We start from the raw sequence: 20911 nt of genomic DNA on the forward strand, positions 1-20911 counted from the left end.
GCATCCTCACATGCCCAGTTTCTCAAAGATTTTGTTGAGCTTCTCTTCCAGAGTCGCTGCGGTGAACGGTTTTACGACATAACCGCTGGCGCCAGCCTGTGCGGCGGCGATAATATTCTCTTTTTTGGCTTCCGCCGTGACCATCAACACGGGTAACGCCGACATGGCGCTATCGGCGCGAATGGTTTTCAGCAGCTCCAGGCCATCCATGTTCGGCATATTCCAGTCGGAGATAATAAAACCAAAGCCGCCCGCCTGGAGCTTGTTCAGTGCGTCGACGCCGTCTTCGGCCTCTTCCACATTGTTAAATCCAAGCTCTTTTAAGAGGTTGCGCACGATACGACGCATGGTCGAAAAGTCATCCACAACCAAAAATTTAAGCTCTTTATCCGCCATAAAATACTACTCCTGGTTCAAATACGTATCGCCTGTCCGGCACTGATTTTCGCCAACATCTGCTGGCTTACCTGGCTAAGATCGACCACTTCGCTTACGCCACCCATATTGATGGCCTCGCGCGGCATGCCGAACACCACACAACTTGCTTCGTTTTGCGCAATGGTCCAGGCGCCAGCCTGGTACATCGCTAACATTCCAGCGGCGCCATCGTTGCCCATCCCCGTAAGAATGACGCCTACGGCGTTGCGCCCCGCGTGTTTCGCCACCGAATGAAACAGCACATCCACGGAAGGCCGATGCCGGTTTACCGGCGGGCCATCATGAATTTTGATTTGATAATTCGCCCCGCTACGCGCCAGCTCCATATGCTTGTCGCCGGGCGCAATGTAGGCATGACCTGGCAATACGCGTTCGCCGTCCTCCGCCTCCTTCACGCTGATTTGACAGAGTTTATTCAGACGCTCGGCAAACGAGCGGGTAAAGCCAGGCGGCATATGCTGCGTAATAATCACTGCCGGACTGGAAAGCGGCAGCGGTTGCAGCACATGTCGGATAGCTTCAGTACCGCCCGTTGAAGCGCCGATAGCAATCAGTTTTTCCGAACTGAGCAGCGGACCCGCTTTTAAGGTTGTCGGGGCCGCCATCGGTTTATGTGCGGCGATGCGGGCCCGCGCGGCGGTACGCACTTTTTCGGCGATCATCTCGCTATACGCCAGCATACCTTCACGAATGCCAAGCTGCGGTTTAGTGACAAAATCGATGGCCCCCAACTCCAGCGCCCGTAGCGTCACTTCGGAACCTTTCCCGGTCAGCGAAGAGACCATCACCACCGGCATCGGTCGCAGGCGCATCAGTTTTTCCAGAAAATCGAGGCCGTCCATACGCGGCATCTCAACGTCCAGGGTCAATACGTCCGGATTAAATTTTTTGATGAGATCCCTGGCGACCAACGGGTCCGGCGCAGTCGCCACCATCTCCATATCGCTATGGCTATTAATAATTTCAGTCATGATTTGGCGCATTAGCGCGGAATCATCAACTGACAATACCCTGATTTTACTCATGTTTTATCCTTACTTAGCGCATACACCGTCTGTCCGCGCAAGCTAAACTCGCGCACGAGGTTGCTAAAGTTTTCTGAGTGACCGGCAAACAACAGTCCGTCAGGTTTAAGGAGTGGAACAAAACGGCGCAGAATGTCCTCCTGAGTCGTTTTATCAAAATAGATCATGACGTTACGGCAAAAAATCGCGTCAAAGGGACCGGGTACGTTGTACTGCTTTTCCAACAAATTAACGGAGGAAAATTCAACATAATTGGCCAGTTCCTGACGCACGCGCACCAGTCCTTCATGCGGCCCCGTACCGCGCATGAAGTAACGCTGTAACTGCTGCGGCGATAACGTTTTCAGTTCGCTGAGGCGATAAATACCGCTTCTCGCTTTTTCCAGCACTTCAGTATCAATATCGCTGGCGAATACTTTCCAGCGACCGGGAGCCATCCCCAACGCATCCGCCAGCGTAATGGCGATGCTGTAAGGTTCTTCTCCCGTCGATGCCGCCGCACTCCAGACGCGGTACTCGCCGTGGCGGCGACGCGCATGTTCCGCAAGGATCGGAAAATGGTGCGCCTCGCGAAAAAAGGCGGTCAGGTTGGTGGTCAGAGCGTTGATAAAAGCCTGCCACTCAGCGCTGTTTTGGTTAGCCTCCAGCATACTGAGATAACGGCCAAAATCATCCAGTCCCAGGGTACGCAGCCGGCGGACCAGGCGGTTATAAACCATATCCCGCTTATGGTCGGCCAGCACGATCCCTGCGCGCTGGTAGATTAATTGACATATCCGACGAAAATGCGCGTCGGACAGCGCGAGGCGCTGTGTCATCTGTAACAATACTGACGTTTGCCCGGAGGGCAGAGATGATGTCATAGCGCCTTCTTAATCACATTCAAAATACAACGGGCGCGCCCTGCGGCAGCGCCATGCTTCCCGTATTACACATTTTTTACTTTTATCTATCGCGAACCAGTCGAAAGGGATCGGCAGGTTCGCAAATTAATCGATAACCGACAGCACACGTCGATCAAAAGGTTTCCCAGTTCGCATCATCCCCGGCGGCTAATGGCCGCGGCGTATTGCCGGACTGAGCGTCCGCTGACAAACGCATCTCAGGTTTATTTACCGCCAGCGGTCGCGATGCCAGGCGGAAAGCCGATACCGCCTGGGTCAGACGGCTGGCCTGCTCTTCCAGCGCGGCAGCGGCCGCTGCGGATTCCTGAACCAGCGAGGCGTTCTGTTGCGTTACGCGATCCATTTCGGAAACGGCCAAAGCGACCTGATCGATACCCCGGCTTTGCTCATCCGAGGCGGAGGCGATTTCGCCCATGATATCCGTGACGCGCGTAACGGCATTGACGATGTCAGTCATGGTTTCCCCGGCGCTTTCCACCAGCACAGAACCGGTATCGACACGCGAGACGGAATCTTCAATCAACGCTTTTATTTCTTTCGCCGCCTGGGCGCTGCGGCTGGCCAGATTACGCACCTCGCCTGCCACGACCGCAAAACCGCGCCCCTGCTCTCCCGCGCGCGCCGCTTCTACCGCCGCGTTCAGCGCCAGAATGTTAGTCTGGAAGGCAATACCGTCGATAACGCTGATAATGTCAGCGATTTTTTTCGAACTGTCGGCAATTTCGTGCATGGTGTTTACCACGCCGTCAACCACTTTGCCGCCATGACGCGCGGTCTCGGAGGCGCTTTGCGCCAGTTGCGAAGCCTGACGGGCGTTATCGGCGTTTTGCTTCACGGTGGCCGTCAGTTGTTCCATGCTGGCAGCCGTCTCCTCCAGAGCGGAGGCCTGCTGTTCGGTACGGGAAGAGAGGTCGGTATTACCGGCGGCAATTTCACTGGTGCCGGAATAAATCGCATCCGAACCTTCGCGAACCTGCGTCACGGTGTCAATCAGCGAGCGTTGCATATGTTCAACTGTTCCCGCCAGTTCGCCAATTTCATTACGCCCTGAGACGGTGAGCGTTTTCGTCAGATCGCCGCTGGCAATTTCACGGATATGAGTAATCACTCGCGCTAATGGGTTAAGCAGGGCATGACGAATGCCGAACCAAACCACCATCAAAATCAGCACCAGCACGACCGCAAGAACCCCCAGTTGCCATTGCGCAAAACGGTAGTCATGAGCGCTTTGATCAAATGTCTGGCGGTACAGGTTTTCGCTCACCCGGGCGTAATTGCCCAGCGCCTCGCCCAACGCGTTTTGCATTCCCTGGGTTGGCTGGGCGAAGTAGGCATCCATATTGCCATTGTCCAGAAACTGAATAAGTTCGGCTAATGCGGCCTGATAGCGCTGATATTTTTCATCGACGTTCGCGCTGGCCTCCGCCATCGCTGGCAATGGCGTCATGTTTTTGAAATTGGCGTAGTGCGCCACCGCCTGTGCGAGGGTCGTTTTTGCATTCTGGAGTAAATCCGTTTTGGCGCTGCTCTGCTGGTTAGAAGCGTCCATCATCATGCGTGCGGCGGAGCGGCTCAGGTTAATGCGCGTTTGCAGCATTAAGTCCCATGTCGACGTGAGTTCGCTTTGTTGCTGGCGTAATTCGTTAGAAATAACAAAACCTTGCTGGTTATGCTGTAATGAAGAAAACAGCAAACCACCGGAAACAAGCTGTAGCAGTGCGAAAACCCCCAGCACCATCATCAGCATTGTGACAACGCGGATACGGTTAAACATAAGGCACCTTCCTGATAACGAGTTATCAACGTTATCGGCACCTGCGGTGATAACTTTACTTTTGCAAAAAGGAAATACGCTGTTCCGGAAGACGATATTGACAATAATAGTGTCGCAGCGGCGATGCCAGCGCAAAATGCAGGGGCTGGGCGCGGGCGATGAAGAGGCACTCTCACCGCTGGCGGAAGCATAACGGTTAGGATTGCCGGATGGCGCGACGCCATCCGGCAACGTTATTACGCGACGTGTGATGCTGCGATATCCAGCAGCGCCATCTCTTCGCTGTTAAGCAGTTTTTCGATATTCACCAGAATCAGCATACGCTCGCCGAGCGCGCCTAATCCCGTCAAATATTCTGTTGACAAGGTCACGGCAAATTCTGGCGCCGGACGGATCTGTTCCGCCGTTAACGACAGTACGTCAGACACGCCGTCTACCACTATCCCGACGACGCGTTGCCCCAGATTCAGTACGATCACTACCGTATTGTCATCATACTCAACGTCGCCTTCGCAGAATTTCACGCGCAGATCGACAATGGGTACAATCACGCCGCGCAGGTTAGTCACCCCTTTTATAAAGGCCGGTGTATTGGCGATGCGCGTCACCTGGTCATAGCCACGGATCTCCTGTACTTTCAGGATATCGATGCCGTACTCTTCATTTCCCAGTGTAAACACCAGGAATTCCTGACCTGACGGCTCGCCGGCCAGTTTGCTTACATTACTCATACCGGTCATATTATTCCCTTCTCACTCAATCAGGCGGCTGTGATCGCCATACGTTGTTCGCGGTTTAAACCCTGCAATGCGGAAACATCAACAATCAGCGCGACGCTGCCGTCGCCCAGGATCGTCGCGGCGGAAATACCCGGTACCTTGCGATAATTGCTTTCCAGATTTTTGACCACCACCTGGTGCTGACCGATGAGCTGATCGACCAGCAGCGCGTAACGGCGTCCCGCGCTTTGCAGAATCACAACAATGCCCTGCGTGGCTTCGGTTTTCGCCCCGTCCACGTCAAACACTTTCCACAATTCGACCAGCGGCAAATACTCGCCGCGAACTTCCAGAACCCGTTCGCCGCCCGCCAGCGGATGAAGATCCTCTTCACGCGGTTGCAGCGACTCCATCACCGCATTTAACGGCAGGATAAAAACTTCCCCCGCCACGCGAACCGACATCCCATCAAGGATGGCCAGCGTCAGCGGCAGCAGAATACGAATCGTGGTGCCGGAGCCTTGTTTTGACTGGATCTCAACGTGACCGCCCATCTCCTGAATGTTACGTTTCACCACATCCATGCCAACGCCGCGACCGGAGACATCCGTGACCTGTTCCGCAGTTGAGAATCCCGGCGCGAAGATCAACATGCCTACTTCATCGTCGGTCATGTTTTCATTCACCGCCATCCCCTGCGACATGGCCTTCGCCAGGATACGCTCACGGTTAAGCCCCGCGCCGTCATCGGTCACTTCAATACAAATATTCCCGCCCTGATGTTCTGCGGAAAGAATCAGGTTGCCGACAACATTTTTCCCCGCCTCAAGGCGTTTTTCCGGCATTTCAATCCCGTGGTCGAGACTGTTGCGCACCAGGTGCGTCAGCGGGTCGATAATGCGTTCGATCAGGCTTTTATCAAGTTCAGTGGAGCTCCCCACCAGCGTCAGCTCTACCTGCTTGCCCAGTTTGCCCGCTAAATCGCGTACCAGACGCGGGAAACGGCTGAAGACGTACTCCATAGGCATCATACGAATCGACATCACCGACTCTTGTAAGTCGCGGGCGTTACGTTGTAACTGCCCCATACTGGTAATGAGATCGCCGTGGTTTACCGGGTCCAGCTCGTTAGAACGCTGGGCCAACATTGACTGGGTAATCACTAACTCGCCGACCAGGTTTATGAGCTGATCCACTTTCTCTACCGCCACGCGAATGCTGGTGGACTCGCGTTCACGCGCAGGTTTTTCACGCCCCGCATGATGTTCATGGGCCGCGCTTTTGGCGGCTGGCGCAGCGACTGCCGGAGGTGCTACCGGCGCTACCTCGGTTTTCTCTTGCGCTTTTTCAACCGGCGCGGCAACCACTTTTTCAAAAGCGATCTGATCGGCCTCGATGACAAAACAGAGCACCGCGACAATGTCATCTTCCGCGACGCTGCCATCCAGAGTTGCCGACAGTGAATCCGCCCCCTTAACGACATCCGTCAGAGTAGCCAGATTGCCCAACTCTTCTTCAAGCAGATCGACCTCATTGGCTTTCAACCGTGAAAGTACAATGCGCAGTTTACTCTCGTCACGAGGCGATTCGGTTTCGGCTACGCTCTCTTCCTGGATCGCCGCGCTTAGTGCCGCGGTTTCTACGACCGCCGGCGTGGTTTCGCCTTTCGCCTCCAGCGCCAACTGGCGTAGCGCATTGCAGATATATTCGAAGCTTGCGGCATCCGGCTCTTCGGAGTTTTTATAGGCGTCGAGCTGTTCCTGCATAATATCTTTCGTTTCCAAAAACAGGTTGATAATGTCGGTATTGAGCTGCATTTCACCGCGTCGGGCTTCATCCAGCAGGTTTTCCATTAAATGCGTGGTTTCCTGCAGAATAGTGAAGCCGAATGTGCCCGCGCCGCCTTTAATGGAGTGCGCCGCGCGAAAAATGGCGTTCAGTTGTTCAGCGTCCGGGGCTTCCGGCACCAAATCCAGCAGATGCTGCTCCATATCAGCCAACAGCTCGTCAGCTTCATCAAAAAATGTCTGATAAAAATCGCTAATATCCATGCTCACGCTATCACCTCGGTTCCGCTTTTGGCGATGTGGGTACGCTTGCCGGCGGGGCTGCCGCAGGCTGTTGTAATACACTTACCGGCTCATTCTGGCTTTCAGCGTTTTCATGCAAAATGGCCTGTTCCGCCTGTTTGTTTAACACCAGCAGGCTTATACGGCGGTTGATGGCGTCATCAGGACCGCGATCGCTCAGCCGCATCGTGGCAGCCATGCCAACCACTCGTAATACTTTTCCGTTATCCAGCCCGCCAGCGACCAGTTCGCGACGCGAGGCATTGGCGCGATCGGCGGATAACTCCCAGTTGCTATAGCCTTTTTCGCCGTTCGCGTAGGGAAAGTCATCGGTATGGCCGGCCAGGCTAATGCGATTAGGTATACCGTTTAACACTGGCGCAATCGCACGCAAGATATCGCGCATATACGGCTCAACTTCGGCGCTGCCGGTTTTAAACATCGGGCGGTTCTGGCTGTCGATAATCTGGATGCGCAACCCCTCCTGAACTAAATCAATTTTCAGATGCGGACGTAACGCGCGCAGTTTGGGATCGGATTCGATCAGTTGATCCAGATCGCCACGCAGTTTGTTTAAGCGACTCTGCTCCATCCGTTTTTTCAGCTCGTCGATATTCGGCTGCTTTTCCACTTCACCCTGCTGTTGGGTGTAATCATCGCCGCCGCCTGGTATCGGGCTCTCGCTATTGGCAATCCGGTTCCCCCCCGTTACCGCGGTGGCCAACGGCGTACGAAAATATTCGGCAATCTGAATTAATTCTTTAGGGCTGGAGATGGAAATCAGCCACATCACCAGAAAAAAAGCCATCATCGCCGTCATAAAATCGGCATAGGCAATTTTCCAGGAGCCGTGCGCCCCGCCGCCGTGCGGTTTGTGCCTGCGGCGTTTTACGACGACAATGGGATGAGCCTGATTTTTCATGCTTCCTCAGTCGTCTGCTGCTGGTTTGGATTTCTCACTGCGCGAACGTGTTCTTCCAACTCAATAAATGATGGACGCTCACTGGAATAAAGCGTTTTACGTCCAAATTCCACGGCAATCGGCGGCGCATAGCCGTTCAGATTAGACAGCAGTGTAATTTTTACGCACTGCATCATCTTGGTGGTTTCGGCGCTCTTCTGGCGCAAAACGGTCGCTAACGGTGAAATGAATCCATAAGCCAGTAAAATACCGAGGAACGTACCTACCATGGCATGGGCAATCAGCGCCCCTAACTCCGCTGCCGGGCGATCGGCAGAAGCCAGAGCGTGAACCACCCCCATTACCGCCGCGACGATACCAAAGGCAGGCAGCGAATCCCCCACCATCGCCAGACTGTTGGCCGGGACTTCCGCCTCGCTTTCATGGGTTTCAATCTCTTCATCCATCAACGCTTCAATTTCGAACGTATTCATGTTGCCGCTGATGATCAGGCGCAGATAATCGACAATAAAATCAAGCATTACCGCATCGGCCAGAATACGCGGATAACTGGCGAAGATTTCACTCTCTTTCGGATTTTCAATATCGCGTTCAAGGGAGAACATCCCCTGCTGGCGTGATTTGGCCATCAGGCGATAGAGCAACGCCAGCAAATCCATGTACATAGATTTTGTGTATTTCGAACGACGAAATAACAACGGGATCGCTTTCATCGTGCCTTTGATGGCCTTCCCGTTGTTGCCGACAATGAACGCCCCTATCCCCGCGCCGCCAATGATGACCAGTTCAGCGGGTTGATAGAGTGCCCCAAGGTGTCCGCCGGTCATGACATAACCGCCGAAAACTGTACCGATAACCACCAGGTAACCTAATAAGATAAGCACGACATCATCCTTCCGCTGTTGACTATGACAGGATGCGCAGTCGGGCGATTAACGCGAAGGCAAGGCAAAAAAAAGCAGCGGTAACGACTTACCGCTGCTGGAGTGTTTGTCCACACCGTTTCGGTTAAACAGCCTGTTCGATCTGTTCATCCAGCAGTTGTGGAATAATATCGGCAGCATCTTGGGAAAGTTTACGTCTTTTTACTGCGCGGGATGGCGGCTGGCATAAACTACACGCAAAGCTGCCCACGGGCTGATGCGCATGGGTAATAAAGTTCCCACCGCAGCAGTTACAGCTCGACAATTCAAGCAACCCACTTTCAACAAAACGCACCAGCGTCCATGCGCGAGTCAGCGCCAACAACGGCCCTTCAGGTGGTTGCGGACACTGCTCAAGATAAAGCCGATAAGCTTTAATCACCGCATCCACACCGCTGCATAAGCCGGTCTTCAGTAAAAATTGCCAGGCGTTGCAGAACATGGAGGCATGAATATTTTGCTCCCAGGTCATAAACCAGTCTGTCGAAAATGGCAGCATCCCTTTAGGCGGCGGGCTACCGCGTAATTCTTTGTACAGCCTGATGAGGCGACCACGGCTGAGCTGTGTTTCGCTTTCCAGCATTTGCAGACGAGCGCCAAGATTAATCAACTCCATCGCCAACTGGATATCGCGAGCTTCCTGAACAATGCTTTTTTCACTCATTATCATGCCCTTTTCTTACGCGCCGTATCGTCCACTTCATTGAGCAGACGCGTTGAAAGCATGATACCTGTGTGAATCTGCTGTAAATCATCGACGCGCGAATCCTGAGTCAAACGGGTGATCGTCTGATGATCGTCAAACCGGAAATGGCAAACTAACTGGTTCGTCTCCGCCAGTTTGACCATCTGCGGCAGGGTCAACACGCCCAATGTGTTTGCCATCTCTTCGTTGATACCGAGGCGGAACATCGCAGATGCTTTGTCCTGGACGATCAAACGCTGTGCAAGGAGTAAATATGACAAATTGATGTCATAAATGTGTTTTAGCAACTCGGATGTATGCATTGTTCCCATCCAGAATAACCAACTTTATTTTTGTGCGACGTAGTCGCACCCCGTGATGTCGCCGGGAAGGCCCGGTAAAAGAAGCAAAAAGGTCAAATGCATAGCAGCGCTCAGACATTGTGACGTATAACGCAGCCTCCCACTGAGATTCGCCTTACACGTTTACATCAATTTTTACAAATGCCTAAGATTTTTCCTAATTCGACGCAACTCTACTCGTCAGCTTCGTGACATACAACGGAGCGGGACGGCGATTTTAGAAAATATGTGATGTACATCACATAATTTAACAGAATACTTACGATAAAACCATCAGCATGGCTTTTACTTTGTTTAATTAATAACCTAATGTTCACTTTTTCTATTCCACACAGCTGAATAGGGGCACGTCAACACCAAATTATTTTTTGTTTCTCTCTGTTAAAATACCCCCAGAGTAATAGATAGAAGGCTATTATTTCTATTGTAGAAACGTTTTTATTTTACCTTTAGTAAACAGTGGCTTAAATATTAAGCGTTATTAATTAATCTCGTCAAAGCATACGCCCTCTTCTGTTAAAAATAAGCTCATTTGATTTAACTTTTAGCTTTCATTTTTCACCCGTTTAAATAAAGTATCCTGGTGGTGTGTAAAAAGTGTCTTATGCCACGATTCTTTACATAAGAATAATTAATGATTAATTATGATGCCCTTCACATTAATGCGGCATTACCGTATTGCAGAAATGCGATAAACAGAGTAAAGCTAAAGCACAATCTCATATTCTTGCAATAAAGGAGCGAGTTATGAGCTACACCCATATTCTTGTCGCCGTTGCCGTCACCCCGGAAAGTCACCAGCTACTGGCTAAAGCGGTCTCTATCGCCCGCCCTGTCCAGGCGAAAGTAAGCCTGATTACTCTCGCTTCCGATCCTGAACTGTATAACCAGTTCGCCGCGCCCATGATGGAGGATTTACGCGCGGTTATGCATGAGGAAACCGAGAATTTTCTTAAGATGCTGGGGGAAAAGGCGGATTATCCGATTGAACAAACTTTCATCGCATCAGGTGAGTTAAGCCAGCATATTTTGGCTGTGTGCCGCAAACACCATATTGATCTGGTCATTTGCGGCAACCATAACCACAGTTTCTTTTCGCGCGCGTCCTGCTCGGCAAAAAGTGTCGTCAGCGCCAGCCAGGTAGATGTGTTGCTGGTGCCGTTAGCGGGCGACTAGTCGCCGCTCGCGATATCTCAGGCCAGCTTAGGGAACGTTGCCACGTTGTTCTGCTGCTGACGCTCAGGGCTACGCGGCGTGACCTCCTTTAGGTCATGAATAAAACGCTCCTGCCAGCGGTTAATGTCATTTTTAACGATCACGTCCAGCATTTCCGCATGACGCGAAATACGCTCGGCAAGAGGCATCGTTAACGCGCGATTGAGCGCCGCCGCCACGTCATCCCGATCGTAAGGATTGACGATTAACGCCGACGTCAGTTCATTCGCCGCGCCGGCAAACTGTGACAGTACCAGTACGCCAGGATTAGCGGGATCCTGCGCGGCGATAAACTCTTTCGCCACCAGGTTCATCCCGTCACGCAACGGGGTGACGAGCCCGACGTCTGAATAACGGAATATCTTCATTAACAGTTTACGGTCAAAATGCTGATTCAGATAATAGAGCGGCGTCCAGCCCAATTGTCCATATTTCCCATTAATCCGGCCTGCTTCCGTCTCAAGCTGGTGGCGAATATCCTGATATGCCTGTACTTCGCCGCGTGACGTAGGCGCAATTTGGGTATAACGAATTTTTCCCCGATGCTGCGGGTAATTTTCCAGTAGCGCTTCATACGCCAGGAAGCGTTCCGGCAGCCCTTTCGAATAATCCAGCCGCTCAACGGAAAAAACATTCTTTACATTTTTCAGTTCCGCCTTGAGCTGCGCCAGTTTTGGCGGCAACGGCCCGGCAGCCTGTAGAGCAATCTCATCGGGCTCAATACCGATAGGATACACTTCTGTCTGGAAGTCTTTACCCCACGCGATATGCTGCTTGCCGCTGCGAGTCGTGACTCGCGTTTGACTCGAAAGGCTATCCAGAAAAGCCAGGCGATCATTTTCGGTCTGGAACCCGAGCAGATCAAAGTCACACAACTGCTCCAGCAGTTCATCATGCGGCGGTAAGGCGTTAAAAATCTCCGGGGTCGGGAATGGAATATGCAGGAAAAAACCAATTCGGTTGTTCACGCCGCGTTTACGCAGCTCGCTGGCAAACGGTAACAGGTGGTAGTCATGCACCCAAATAATGTCGTTCTCTTTAATGAGGGGCAATAACTTATCCGCTAATAACGCATTCACCCGCATATAGCCTTCCCATGCAGGACGCTGAAACTGTACCAGGTCCAGACGATAGTGGAACGCTGGCCAGAGAACCGCATTGGAAAATTGACAGTAATAATCTTCGTAATCTTGTTCACTCAGGTTAAACGATGCCCAGGTAATATTACCTTTTGTCACCTTTTTTAATGGCTCATCCTCGTTACCTGTCTCGCCACTCCAGCCGAACCACAACCCGCCAGCCGCTTTTAGCGCGCCAAGCACGCCAACGGCGAGGCCGCCGGCGCCGCCTTTATTATCCGGGGGGGCAATTCGATTAGATACTACGACTAAACGACTCATAGCCATCTCTCCTGTTATTCATTACTTGTTGTTCTTGTTGTGGATAATTGATTTGCTCCAGCCAGCGCCAGACATCGGGTACGCTTTCCAGCCGCCATGCCGCCTGGGTTGCCCCGACGCCCACTTTTACGGAAATTCCGCCAGCGTGATTCACCACGCCAAAGCCAGCCTCATCGGTCAAATCGTCGCCCACAAAAACGGGAATCCGTCCCGCAAAGGGCGCCTCCTGCATAAAGGCGGCAATCGCTTCGCCTTTATTGGTTCCCTTAGGTTTGATTTCCACAACACATTTACCAGGCTGCAACGCCAGTTGCGGCCAGTGCTGCGTAACGTGTTGCGCAAGCGCCAATAGCGCCGCTTCATGTTCCGGAGCCTGACGGTAGTGCAGCGCAAACGCCATCCCCTTCGTCTCCAGCGCCGTTCCGGGCAGCGCTACAAGCGTCGAACGTAATAACGCCTCCACCTCACGGACTACCGCTTCAGGAAGGCGCACGATATGGGTTTTACCATTGATGTCACGACGCTCTGCCCCGTGAACGCCAGCGAGCGGAAAGCGAAAAGGCTTCGCCAAAGCATCCAGCTCAGTCATTGAACGCCCTGAAATCAATGCCAGTGCCCCTGCGTTGTGCGCCGCGAGACGGTCTAACAACTGAAGGATTTTATGCGGTACCACTACCTGATCGGGATGAGGCTTTATCTCTGCCAATGTGCCATCAAGGTCAAAAAAATACGCATAGTTCGCAGTGAGTTCGGGGGATACGGTTAACGGTTCTGCCACCCTGGTCTCCTCCTTATCATCATATTGAGACTCACAAACGGTCTCATTAGTCATGTAAGTATAGACAGTGTGACGCTGCTCGCCATTTAGAAAGACCATCGCCAGCCGGGGTAGCGGTTGGCGATGACGTGAAGCTATACTGTTTAGTTGAGTGTTAATTCATCAAATCATACGCTTCGCTTTTTGCTTATAATGGTCGAAGATAACTGCTGCCAGAAGGATTCAGCCGCGAACCACGTACTGTGCAAAAGGTGAAATGTTGAGCAGGTTCATCGCGTTCTCCACCGTTCCTGATATCAGTACGCTCTCCACCACATATGAGATTTTTCCGAGGCCGCCTCTCAGGAAAACGCCCCCTAATACGCACGCAGAAATAACGATTAACTCATAACCCAGGAAAGTCATTGACCTGCTTTAGCGTTTTTTATGTAGGGTAAAATCAAACGATTCTTGTTAGAGAAGACGTAAAACGGTGCACTGTCTTTCATTCATTAGATAAATGCTGATGGCAGGAATAGTTTTAGCGGAAACTGACATAACCCAGAGCGAATTCATCAGCCAAAAGGCAGGAAAGCCAGCACATTAATCCATAACATCAGCCAGCTAATCCTTACGGCCCTGGGTGAATAACGATTACCAGGGATAATAGATATGTTCAGCCTGTTCGCGAACCGGCACATCATCTCCCAACAGTCTGGCGGAAAGGGTTAGCGCGAAATCAAAGACATGACCCAAGCCTTTGCCGCTAATTAAATTACCATCTTCAACAACGGGCGCATCCACATAGACACCTTCCGGAACCGCTTTCCACAGGTCGCCGGAACAGACATAACGACGCCCCTTCAGCAATCCGTGAGCACCCAGCACCCTTGCCGCCGCGGAACAGATAGGACAAATTAATTTGCCTGCCGCATCATGACGCGCAACGAAAGCGATCACCGCCGGATTAGCCGCCAGATTAGCGCTCCCCTGCGGACCGCCCGGCAGCACTACCGCATCGAAAAGCGCCTGCTGGCGTTCACTCAGCGTGCTGTCCGCAACCATAGGAATATCATGGTAACTCACCACCGCCCGTGATTCAGCACACGCCAGCGTTTCGACGTCGATATGCAAACGTCGCAGAATATCAAGAGTAACAATGGCCTCTGCTTCTTCAAATCCTGGTGCCAACAGCACCGCGACCTTTTTCATTGACTGCTCCTTGTTAACGAGTCACCCATCAAAACTGCGCTCAATCGAATAACGTGCTCGTATGATTAATGACATTAAAAATGATCTACCGCAAAATTGGCTATTTTATAAAAACAGGCATATTTGCTATCAACCATTCATGCGTGTGATATCCAGACTGGCTAATGTTTATTTTATTGAGATTACCATACTTGAAAGGCCCATCACATGATCTGAAACAATGTTTCATAAATCACAAAAAACATAATATTCTTTATATTTCAAATGGTTGAAATCATACCGCGTCAAAAATCATTACACCTGAAAAAATCACACCGCTGAAAATGTAAAAAAAGATAAACAATGGCATTTAAGGATTTTCTTATTTTTATTGACGCGCTATTCTCATTACCGATCGATAAACAGGAAATGAGATCGCATAAGGGACTGGCGGAACGGAGTTCTTCTGCTAAGAGTATTTATTGTGCATAGAGGTAAGAATGTGACAACGGCCCGTTGCATTCTCGTCTGTCATGCACATCAACACTTTCTGGAAATAAGGATATTGTTATGGCAGCTGTAGGAATGGTTCAAAAGCTCAACACGCCAATGAACCTTGAGTTTTACGCATCAAATCTTTACCTCCATCTAAGCGAATGGTGTTCTGAACACAGTTTAACAGGCACCGCCACCTTTCTTCGTACCCAGGCGCAAGGCAACGTGACGCAAATGATGCGCATGTTTAATTTTATGAAAAACGCCGGTGCCACCCCTATCGTTAAAGCCATTGACGTTCCGGGTGAAGAGCTCTGCTCTCTGGAAGAATTATTCCAGAAAACCCTGGAGGATTATCAGCAACGCGCCAGCACGCTGTCGCGTCTGGCAGATGAAGCGAAAGCGCTGAATGATGCCTCAACGCTCGATTTTCTCCATACCCTGGAAAAAGAGCAGCAGCAGGATGGCGTACTTTTACAAACTATTCTCGAAGAAGTTCGCAGCGCTAAACGAGCAGGGTTATGCCTGGCGCAAACCGATCAGCATCTCCTTAACGTCGTGACCTATCAGCATCACTGATAGCGGCTCCCCGAGCGACAATATTGAGACGTTATTAGCCGGATAGCAACGCGAAGCAGCTTATCCGGCCTATACCGTTTCTGATCTGTTTGCCAGAGGTGGTGCCTGTCGCTACTGGCGTATTATCGGCACATCATGCCAGCCGACATGCGCGAAACGTCTCTGGCTTGTCTGGGCATTACCCCAGCATCTCACGTACAAACGCTTCTATTTCTTTATTCTGGCCGTTTTCGAACAAACATTGCTGGAAACGCGGCCCTGAAACCGCCGTTTTAACCAGTTCAGGATCGATAGCCCGCAGTGTATCCAGATAATTCTCTTTGACGACCGCGGCCTTAACCTGGTTCAAAATGCCCGCATTGCGTACCTGCGGCGCTTTGCGCTCAGGCGGATACCCCTCGCCTTTACGCCCGGTAAACGCTTTTTCAAAGATGAAACGCACGTTCAGCTCAGCGCCCCAGCCAAAGCCTTTCGCAAACGGCAGGGACAACGCATTGCCGTTGTTGATCTGCGCAAACAGAAAAGCATCTGCCGGATCGATGCAATAGCCACAAATGACACCTGGATGAATATTTAACGACATCAGCGCGCCCTGACCGGTGCCACAGCCAGTGACCACAAAATCAACCGCGCTTGCATTAAGCAGAATACTTGCCATGATGCCCAAGTGAATGTACGTCAGGTGATGGTCATTTTCGTCGCACATGCCAACGTTAAAAACGGGAAATCCCTTTTCATTGGCGACGGCGCTAAGTTCGTTATAAATGATGGCATTTTTGCTGGCCTGGCTATTTTCCATCATCAGTGCAATTTTCATCGTGTTCCTCCTGAATGCAGACGGTCGCGCCTGCGTAAATCATGACGTTTTGCCCACATTACACATTTGCGAACGCACATTCAAATTTAATGAAACGAAGTTTCATTAAATGAAAAGACGCTCACACATTTTCTGTTCCCGCTGTAAATCTCCTGCCGTTACCTTTAATCAAGGCGAATCCGTAAGTTATTCCAGCCATTGACGGTGCAAGACACGAGGTAGCATGGTCTGATACCGAACTGTCGGAGCGATTTTATGAAGCCTCTTATTTTTACTCTTTCACTGCTAGCCCTGACGGGATGCACCATTACTCGACAAGCGCAGGTCAGCGAAGCCAGCCCGATAAGCGGCATCGTGCGCCTGACGTATAACCAGCCGCTATTTTTTACTTCACGGACAGATGACTATGTATCTCACGGGACGGCAACACGCGAATGCCAGCAGATGGGCTATGCCGATGCCGTTTCGTTTGGTCAGCCGGTAGGAACCTGTAGCATTTATGCGGGCTCGTTGTGTCTGAACACCCGATTTACTCTCTCCTGGCAGTGCAGGGGCGTTGCCGTCCCGCAAATCATGCCGCTTTATTATTAAGGCGGCTGGCTTAACGCCGACACCATGTACAATGGAGGAGAGTGCAGGGTCGCTATTGCCAGCATGAAGGTGCTGGCTTTCCTTTATTTCTATACGCTATACACTGGCGCTAATGCGTTTTATTCCCATTCGTATTTTTAATAATTAAAAATAATATTTTACCTTTTGCAAATAATAAAATAACAAATTATAGTGGCGCCACATTACCGTATATCTTTTGCTATTTGTGGAGCGGAACCATGCTGAAAACAGAAATGATCGACAAACTGAATGAGCAAATGAATCTGGAGTTGTACTCCTCCCTGCTCTATCAACAAATGAGCGCGTGGTGCAGCTATCACAGCTTTGAAGGCGCGGCCGCATTTCTTCGTCGCCATGCGCAAGAAGAGATGACGCATATGCAGCGCCTGTTTGACTACCTTACCGATACCGGAAGCCTGCCGCGCATTAATACCGTTTCTTCGCCCTTCGCTGAATACGCCTCACTGGATGAGCTGTTCCGCGCGACCTATGAGCATGAGCAGATTATTACGCAAAAAATTAATGAACTGGCTCATGCCGCAATGACCAGCCAGGATTATCCGACATTTAATTTCTTGCAGTGGTATGTGGCCGAGCAGCATGAAGAAGAAAAATTGTTCAAATCTATTATTGATAAATTAACGCTGGCGGGAAAAAGCGGCGAAGGGCTTTATTTCATTGATAAAGAACTCTCCACACTGGATACACAAAATTAATCCAGCACGTCCTTACACGGTGAGACGCGCTCTCACCGTGGCGTATTAATGGCGGCAGATTTTACTCTCATGCGTTGAAAAACCGTCCTCTACCGCAATAAACTTTCCTTTCGCCGCCAGAAACGCGACCAGTTCCGCCGCCGTCATATCTGACGCTGAACAGGTGTGAAATCGTGCCCGCTCGCCAAAGCGCGCTTTTATTGCCGCTTCCAGCGAGGTATGCGTGTACTGCTCGCCAGACTCAATCATCATGTTGAGTACTTCGTGACCGTGAATGGAATCCATAACCCCTCCTGAATAAAACTCGTAGCCTAATGTGTCCTTGTGCGAGCGACTTTGCGCTAGCGCAGGTTTGCGGCGGTTGTCCGCGTCTCTTCCTATATTCGCTTTTATGCCCGGAACTGTAAATTTTACAGTACACTCATTGTAACGACCATTTGACGAAAATAGCGTAATGCCTTACCCTGCGCCGCGGATATCACCGTTCTTTGTTACCTGGGTAGTAGAAAGCGTGAAAAACAGAACTCTGGGCAGTATTTTTATCGTGGCAGGCACCACTATCGGCGCCGGGATGCTGGCAATGCCGCTGGCAGCGGCTGGCGTTGGTTTCAGCGTCACGCTGGGATTGTTGATTGGCCTGTGGGCGCTGATGTGTTATACCGCGCTACTATTACTGGAAGTATATCAACACGTTCCGGCGGATACCGGGCTGGGCTCGTTGGCAAAACGCTATCTCGGACGTTACGGACAGTGGCTTACGGGATTCAGTATGATGTTCTTAATGTATGCGCTCACCGCCGCCTACATTTCCGGAGCCGGAGAATTACTGGCATCCAGTATTAATAACTGGCTTGGCGCCACGCTCTCGCCCGCTGCCGGGGTGCTGCTGTTCACCTTTGTTGCCGGTGGAGTGGTGTGTGTGGGCACCTCGCTGGTCGACCTTTTTAACCGTTTCCTGTTTAGCGCAAAGATCATTTTTCTGGTCATCATGCTTGTGTTGCTCACGCCACATATTCATAAAGTAAATCTTCTTACGCTTCCTTTACAGCAGGGACTGGCGTTATCCGCCATACCGGTCATTTTCACCTCGTTTGGTTTTCACGGAAGCGTACCGAGTATTGTGAGTTATATGAACGGCAACATTCGCAAGCTGCGTTGGGTCTTTATGACAGGTAGCGCCATTCCGTTAGTGGCCTATATTTTTTGGCAGCTCGCCACGCTGGGAAGCATCGACTCGCCGACATTCAGAGGGCTACTGGCCAGCCATGCCGGGTTAAATGGCCTGCTGCAGGCGCTCAGAGAAGTGGTCGCTTCGCCACATGTCGAACTGGCGGTCCACCTGTTCGCCGATCTGGCGCTGGCGACTTCTTTTCTGGGCGTAGCGCTAGGATTATTTGATTACCTGGCCGATCTCTTCCAGCGCCGCAGTACGGTGTCCGGACGTCTGCAAACCGGCCTGATTACCTTTCTGCCGCCGCTGGCGTTTGCGCTTTTCTACCCACGCGGATTTGTGATGGCATTAGGCTATGCCGGCGTAGCGCTGGCAGTGCTGGCACTGCTCATCCCTGCCATGCTGGTCTGGCAATGCCGTAAACAGAACCCTCAGGCGGGATATCGTGTGGCAGGCGGCACGCCAGCGCTGGCGCTGGTGTTTATCTGCGGCATTGTCGTGATTGGCGTCCAGTTTTCGATCGCTCTGGGGTTCCTGCCCGATCCAGGTTAATGCCAGGCAAAGATTACCGGGCCCGGACGCCGTCCAGGCGCGATAATCATCACGCTATGGCCGTGTACGAGCCATTAATGCAGGCAGCACTGCTTAAATTTTTTGCCGCTCCCGCATGGGCAAGGATCGTTACGCCCCACTTTCACCTCTGCTTTTATCGGCATCTGTAGCGGCGTCGTGTGCGGATGCGCCATCCACCAGGCATGCAGCTCAAGCGCCGCGATACGGATAGCATCAACGCTTTTATCGAACGCTTCCTGGCTCATTTTATCCAACAGAGCAAAGTTTTCTTCAGTGCCGTGTAAGGCAATCGCTTCCAGCGCCGGTTTTAGCGTATCCGGCAAGTCAGACCAGTCGGACAGCGACACTCCGCGCATGTAACCAAAGCACCATTCTTCAACAATCGTTAATTCATGGCCATCAACTTCTCGCAGGCCAAACAGCGGCTCGAACTGTTCTGGATAGTCTTCAAGCCGGGCGGCGGTGTCCGCCATGTGCTGGAACACCAGATCCATAAATCGCGTCATTTCTTTTTCAGATGTCCAGCGCGGTACGTACGCGGGCCCCCCCCATATCGCGACCAGCCACTGTTCCGGCTCGATGGGACGCGGAGAACTTAGTACCGCAGTAATCAGACCGTCCAGCTCCGCGACATCCAAAATGGCCTGATCGGTATTGTATTTCGTCAGCACATCATCCAGCCATTCCAGCTCGTTCTCGTTTAATGGTTCCATTTTCATAACGCTTTTCCTCAGTGATGACTTCCGCCTGTAGGCCTCTTACATTGCAGCGGATAAAAATAATTTTTTTGCAGGCAGTTTGGATGGCAACCATCAGGGGCCAGATTAACACGAAATGAGGAGGATTCCGGAAGTTAACGCACAAAAGGAGGATCAGGGCGCAGATTTTCCGCCAGGAAGCGCTCGCCCCACACAAAAGCGAGAGATGGGTTTCTCGCTATATTATACTCATGCTAACTTATACCACCGCCGCGGACAGATAATACCGCCCTCTCAAATAGAGCTTATTTTCAGTAAAAAAGTGTTTAATGAGTTCATCTACCGCTTCTCTGTCAGCAGAAAAGGTTATTTCCATAAACAGCGTATCGTACCCTATTTTGATATTTTTTTTCTTACAGAAAACACGGATCTCATCCTGCACACTCAGCAACGGCAGGCTAAATGTGTATAGCGGTTGCGGTTCTTTTTTCGCCGCTTTCTCAAAAACTTTAGTGACCAGATCCCCAAGATCGCGCTCTGACCGGGCACCGTTATTAAAATGCAATAAATTACGTCTTTTTACCACCCAGCCTCCAGCCAGATACCGCCAACAATAACTCTCACTTCAATGTGTGAGGCACATAATCACATCCAGAATCAGCTCCAGATAGTATTTCAAATAAACAGCCCGCACTATAGCGCATACTTTTTTCAGACACAGTTTACAGGGGTACTCTCTTTATATCCACACGCACGGTTGCCTTAATCATGTCTTCCGCGATAACACAGCTTGTAAACCTATTCTATACCCAAAATAATTCGAGTTGCTTAAAGGCGGCAAGGGAGTGAGTCCCCAGGAGCATAG

General features: G+C 51.2%; 23 protein-coding genes and 1 pseudogene. 6 read left to right on the forward strand and 18 right to left on the reverse strand.

From position 1 onward, the window contains the following. Positions 1-6: 6 nt before the first annotated feature. The 10 genes from cheY to flhD form a co-directional block, all read right to left on the reverse strand. Positions 7-396 carry a chemotaxis response regulator CheY gene (cheY, locus tag ACLD11_RS16335; protein ID WP_000763861.1) on the reverse strand — a complete coding sequence of 130 codons (390 nt, stop codon included), beginning with the start codon at positions 394-396 and terminating at the stop codon, positions 7-9. A 17-nt stretch (positions 397-413) separates the two neighbouring features. Further along, the gene (cheB, locus tag ACLD11_RS16340) at positions 414-1463 is read right to left on the reverse strand and encodes a protein-glutamate methylesterase/protein glutamine deamidase (RefSeq protein WP_000036392.1); all 1050 of its coding nucleotides are present in this window, start codon (positions 1461-1463) and stop codon (positions 414-416) included. Next, entirely contained in the window at positions 1460-2326 is an 867-nt protein-coding gene (gene cheR / locus ACLD11_RS16345; RefSeq protein ID WP_411015118.1) for a protein-glutamate O-methyltransferase CheR, read from the reverse strand. The genes cheB and cheR overlap by 4 nt, the downstream gene beginning before the upstream one ends. A gap of 154 nt (positions 2327-2480) precedes the next feature. After that, a complete protein-coding gene (tar, locus tag ACLD11_RS16350) occupies positions 2481-4142 on the reverse strand; it encodes a methyl-accepting chemotaxis protein II (protein ID WP_411015119.1) in 1662 nt (553 codons plus the stop codon). Positions 4143-4378: 236 nt separating this feature from the next. Continuing rightward, complete coding sequence (gene cheW / locus ACLD11_RS16355; protein ID WP_000147295.1) at positions 4379-4882, reverse strand: chemotaxis protein CheW; 504 nt, start codon at positions 4880-4882, stop codon at positions 4379-4381. Positions 4883-4902: 20 nt separating this feature from the next. Continuing rightward, positions 4903-6918: a chemotaxis protein CheA gene (gene cheA / locus ACLD11_RS16360; protein ID WP_411015120.1), complete on the reverse strand. Its 2016-nt coding sequence runs from the start codon at positions 6916-6918 to the stop codon at positions 4903-4905. Between the two features lie 4 nt (positions 6919-6922). Then, positions 6923-7852 carry a flagellar motor protein MotB gene (motB, locus tag ACLD11_RS16365; RefSeq protein WP_000795653.1) on the reverse strand — a complete coding sequence of 310 codons (930 nt, stop codon included), beginning with the start codon at positions 7850-7852 and terminating at the stop codon, positions 6923-6925. Beyond that, positions 7849-8736, reverse strand: a complete 888-nt coding sequence (gene motA / locus ACLD11_RS16370; RefSeq protein WP_000906312.1) for a flagellar motor stator protein MotA — start codon at positions 8734-8736, stop codon at positions 7849-7851. Before motA ends, motB begins: the two co-directional genes overlap by 4 nt. Before the next feature lie 124 nt (positions 8737-8860). Beyond that, positions 8861-9439: a flagellar transcriptional regulator FlhC gene (flhC, locus tag ACLD11_RS16375; protein WP_411015121.1), complete on the reverse strand. Its 579-nt coding sequence runs from the start codon at positions 9437-9439 to the stop codon at positions 8861-8863. 2 nt (positions 9440-9441) lie between these two features. Then, positions 9442-9783 carry a flagellar transcriptional regulator FlhD gene (flhD, locus tag ACLD11_RS16380; RefSeq protein WP_179127226.1) on the reverse strand — a complete coding sequence of 114 codons (342 nt, stop codon included), beginning with the start codon at positions 9781-9783 and terminating at the stop codon, positions 9442-9444. A gap of 673 nt (positions 9784-10456) precedes the next feature. Between flhD and ACLD11_RS16385 the strand changes: the two genes are divergently transcribed. After that, positions 10457-10558 (forward strand): hypothetical protein, encoded by a 102-nt coding sequence (locus ACLD11_RS16385; protein ID WP_411015122.1) that lies wholly within the window; start codon positions 10457-10459, stop codon positions 10556-10558. Positions 10559-10569: 11 nt separating this feature from the next. Beyond that, positions 10570-10998: a universal stress protein UspC gene (gene uspC, locus ACLD11_RS16390; RefSeq protein WP_076726766.1), complete on the forward strand. Its 429-nt coding sequence runs from the start codon at positions 10570-10572 to the stop codon at positions 10996-10998. A 17-nt stretch (positions 10999-11015) separates the two neighbouring features. Here uspC and otsA read toward each other — a convergent pair whose 3' ends face one another. The 4 genes and pseudogenes from otsA to ACLD11_RS16410 all read right to left on the reverse strand — a co-directional run bounded on the left by otsA (position 11016) and on the right by ACLD11_RS16410 (position 14406). Next, positions 11016-12437 carry an alpha,alpha-trehalose-phosphate synthase gene (otsA, locus tag ACLD11_RS16395; protein WP_411015123.1) on the reverse strand — a complete coding sequence of 474 codons (1422 nt, stop codon included), beginning with the start codon at positions 12435-12437 and terminating at the stop codon, positions 11016-11018. Further along, complete coding sequence (otsB, locus tag ACLD11_RS16400) at positions 12412-13215, reverse strand: trehalose-phosphatase (protein WP_411015124.1); 804 nt, start codon at positions 13213-13215, stop codon at positions 12412-12414. The genes otsA and otsB overlap by 26 nt, the downstream gene beginning before the upstream one ends. Positions 13216-13437: 222 nt before the next feature. Beyond that, a pseudogene (gene araH, locus ACLD11_RS16405) lies at positions 13438-13620 on the reverse strand (L-arabinose ABC transporter permease AraH); the annotation flags it as partial. Positions 13621-13848: 228 nt separating this feature from the next. Continuing rightward, on the reverse strand, positions 13849-14406 hold the full coding sequence (locus ACLD11_RS16410; protein ID WP_088758744.1) for a DJ-1/PfpI family protein: 558 nt from the start codon (positions 14404-14406) through the stop codon (positions 13849-13851). Between the two features lie 549 nt (positions 14407-14955). Here ACLD11_RS16410 and ACLD11_RS16415 point away from each other — a divergent pair. Continuing rightward, positions 14956-15459 carry a non-heme ferritin-like protein gene (locus ACLD11_RS16415; protein ID WP_000741707.1) on the forward strand — a complete coding sequence of 168 codons (504 nt, stop codon included), beginning with the start codon at positions 14956-14958 and terminating at the stop codon, positions 15457-15459. A gap of 178 nt (positions 15460-15637) precedes the next feature. Here the strand turns inward: ACLD11_RS16415 and ACLD11_RS16420 are convergent, their stop codons facing one another. After that, complete coding sequence (locus ACLD11_RS16420; protein ID WP_411012320.1) at positions 15638-16276, reverse strand: RpiB/LacA/LacB family sugar-phosphate isomerase; 639 nt, start codon at positions 16274-16276, stop codon at positions 15638-15640. Positions 16277-16531: 255 nt separating this feature from the next. On the opposite strand from ACLD11_RS16420, the gene ACLD11_RS16425 reads away from it, so the two are divergent. Together ACLD11_RS16425 and ftnA are read left to right on the forward strand one after the other, a co-directional pair. After that, positions 16532-16867 carry a YecR-like lipofamily protein gene (locus ACLD11_RS16425; protein WP_000803229.1) on the forward strand — a complete coding sequence of 112 codons (336 nt, stop codon included), beginning with the start codon at positions 16532-16534 and terminating at the stop codon, positions 16865-16867. Positions 16868-17106: 239 nt separating this feature from the next. Further along, a complete protein-coding gene (ftnA, locus tag ACLD11_RS16430; RefSeq protein WP_061425070.1) occupies positions 17107-17604 on the forward strand; it encodes a non-heme ferritin in 498 nt (165 codons plus the stop codon). Positions 17605-17649: 45 nt separating this feature from the next. Here ftnA and ACLD11_RS16435 read toward each other — a convergent pair whose 3' ends face one another. Further along, the gene (locus ACLD11_RS16435) at positions 17650-17889 is read right to left on the reverse strand and encodes a YecH family metal-binding protein (protein WP_000377238.1); all 240 of its coding nucleotides are present in this window, start codon (positions 17887-17889) and stop codon (positions 17650-17652) included. Positions 17890-18115: 226 nt separating this feature from the next. Here ACLD11_RS16435 and tyrP point away from each other — a divergent pair, with 226 nt between their 5' ends. Then, positions 18116-19327 carry a tyrosine transporter TyrP gene (tyrP, locus tag ACLD11_RS16440; protein ID WP_411015125.1) on the forward strand — a complete coding sequence of 404 codons (1212 nt, stop codon included), beginning with the start codon at positions 18116-18118 and terminating at the stop codon, positions 19325-19327. A 74-nt stretch (positions 19328-19401) separates the two neighbouring features. Here the strand turns inward: tyrP and ACLD11_RS16445 are convergent, their stop codons facing one another. Next, positions 19402-20067, reverse strand: a complete 666-nt coding sequence (locus ACLD11_RS16445) for a YecA family protein (RefSeq protein ID WP_411015126.1) — start codon at positions 20065-20067, stop codon at positions 19402-19404. 238 nt (positions 20068-20305) lie between these two features. Next, positions 20306-20632 (reverse strand): glucose-6-phosphate dehydrogenase, encoded by a 327-nt coding sequence (locus ACLD11_RS16450; RefSeq protein ID WP_183059899.1) that lies wholly within the window; start codon positions 20630-20632, stop codon positions 20306-20308. Positions 20633-20911: the final 279 nt, after the last annotated feature.

Origin of the sequence: Salmonella sp. 741265116_PST, assembly GCF_046567715.1 — a bacterium.
GTDB lineage: Bacteria > Pseudomonadota > Gammaproteobacteria > Enterobacterales > Enterobacteriaceae > Salmonella > Salmonella enterica.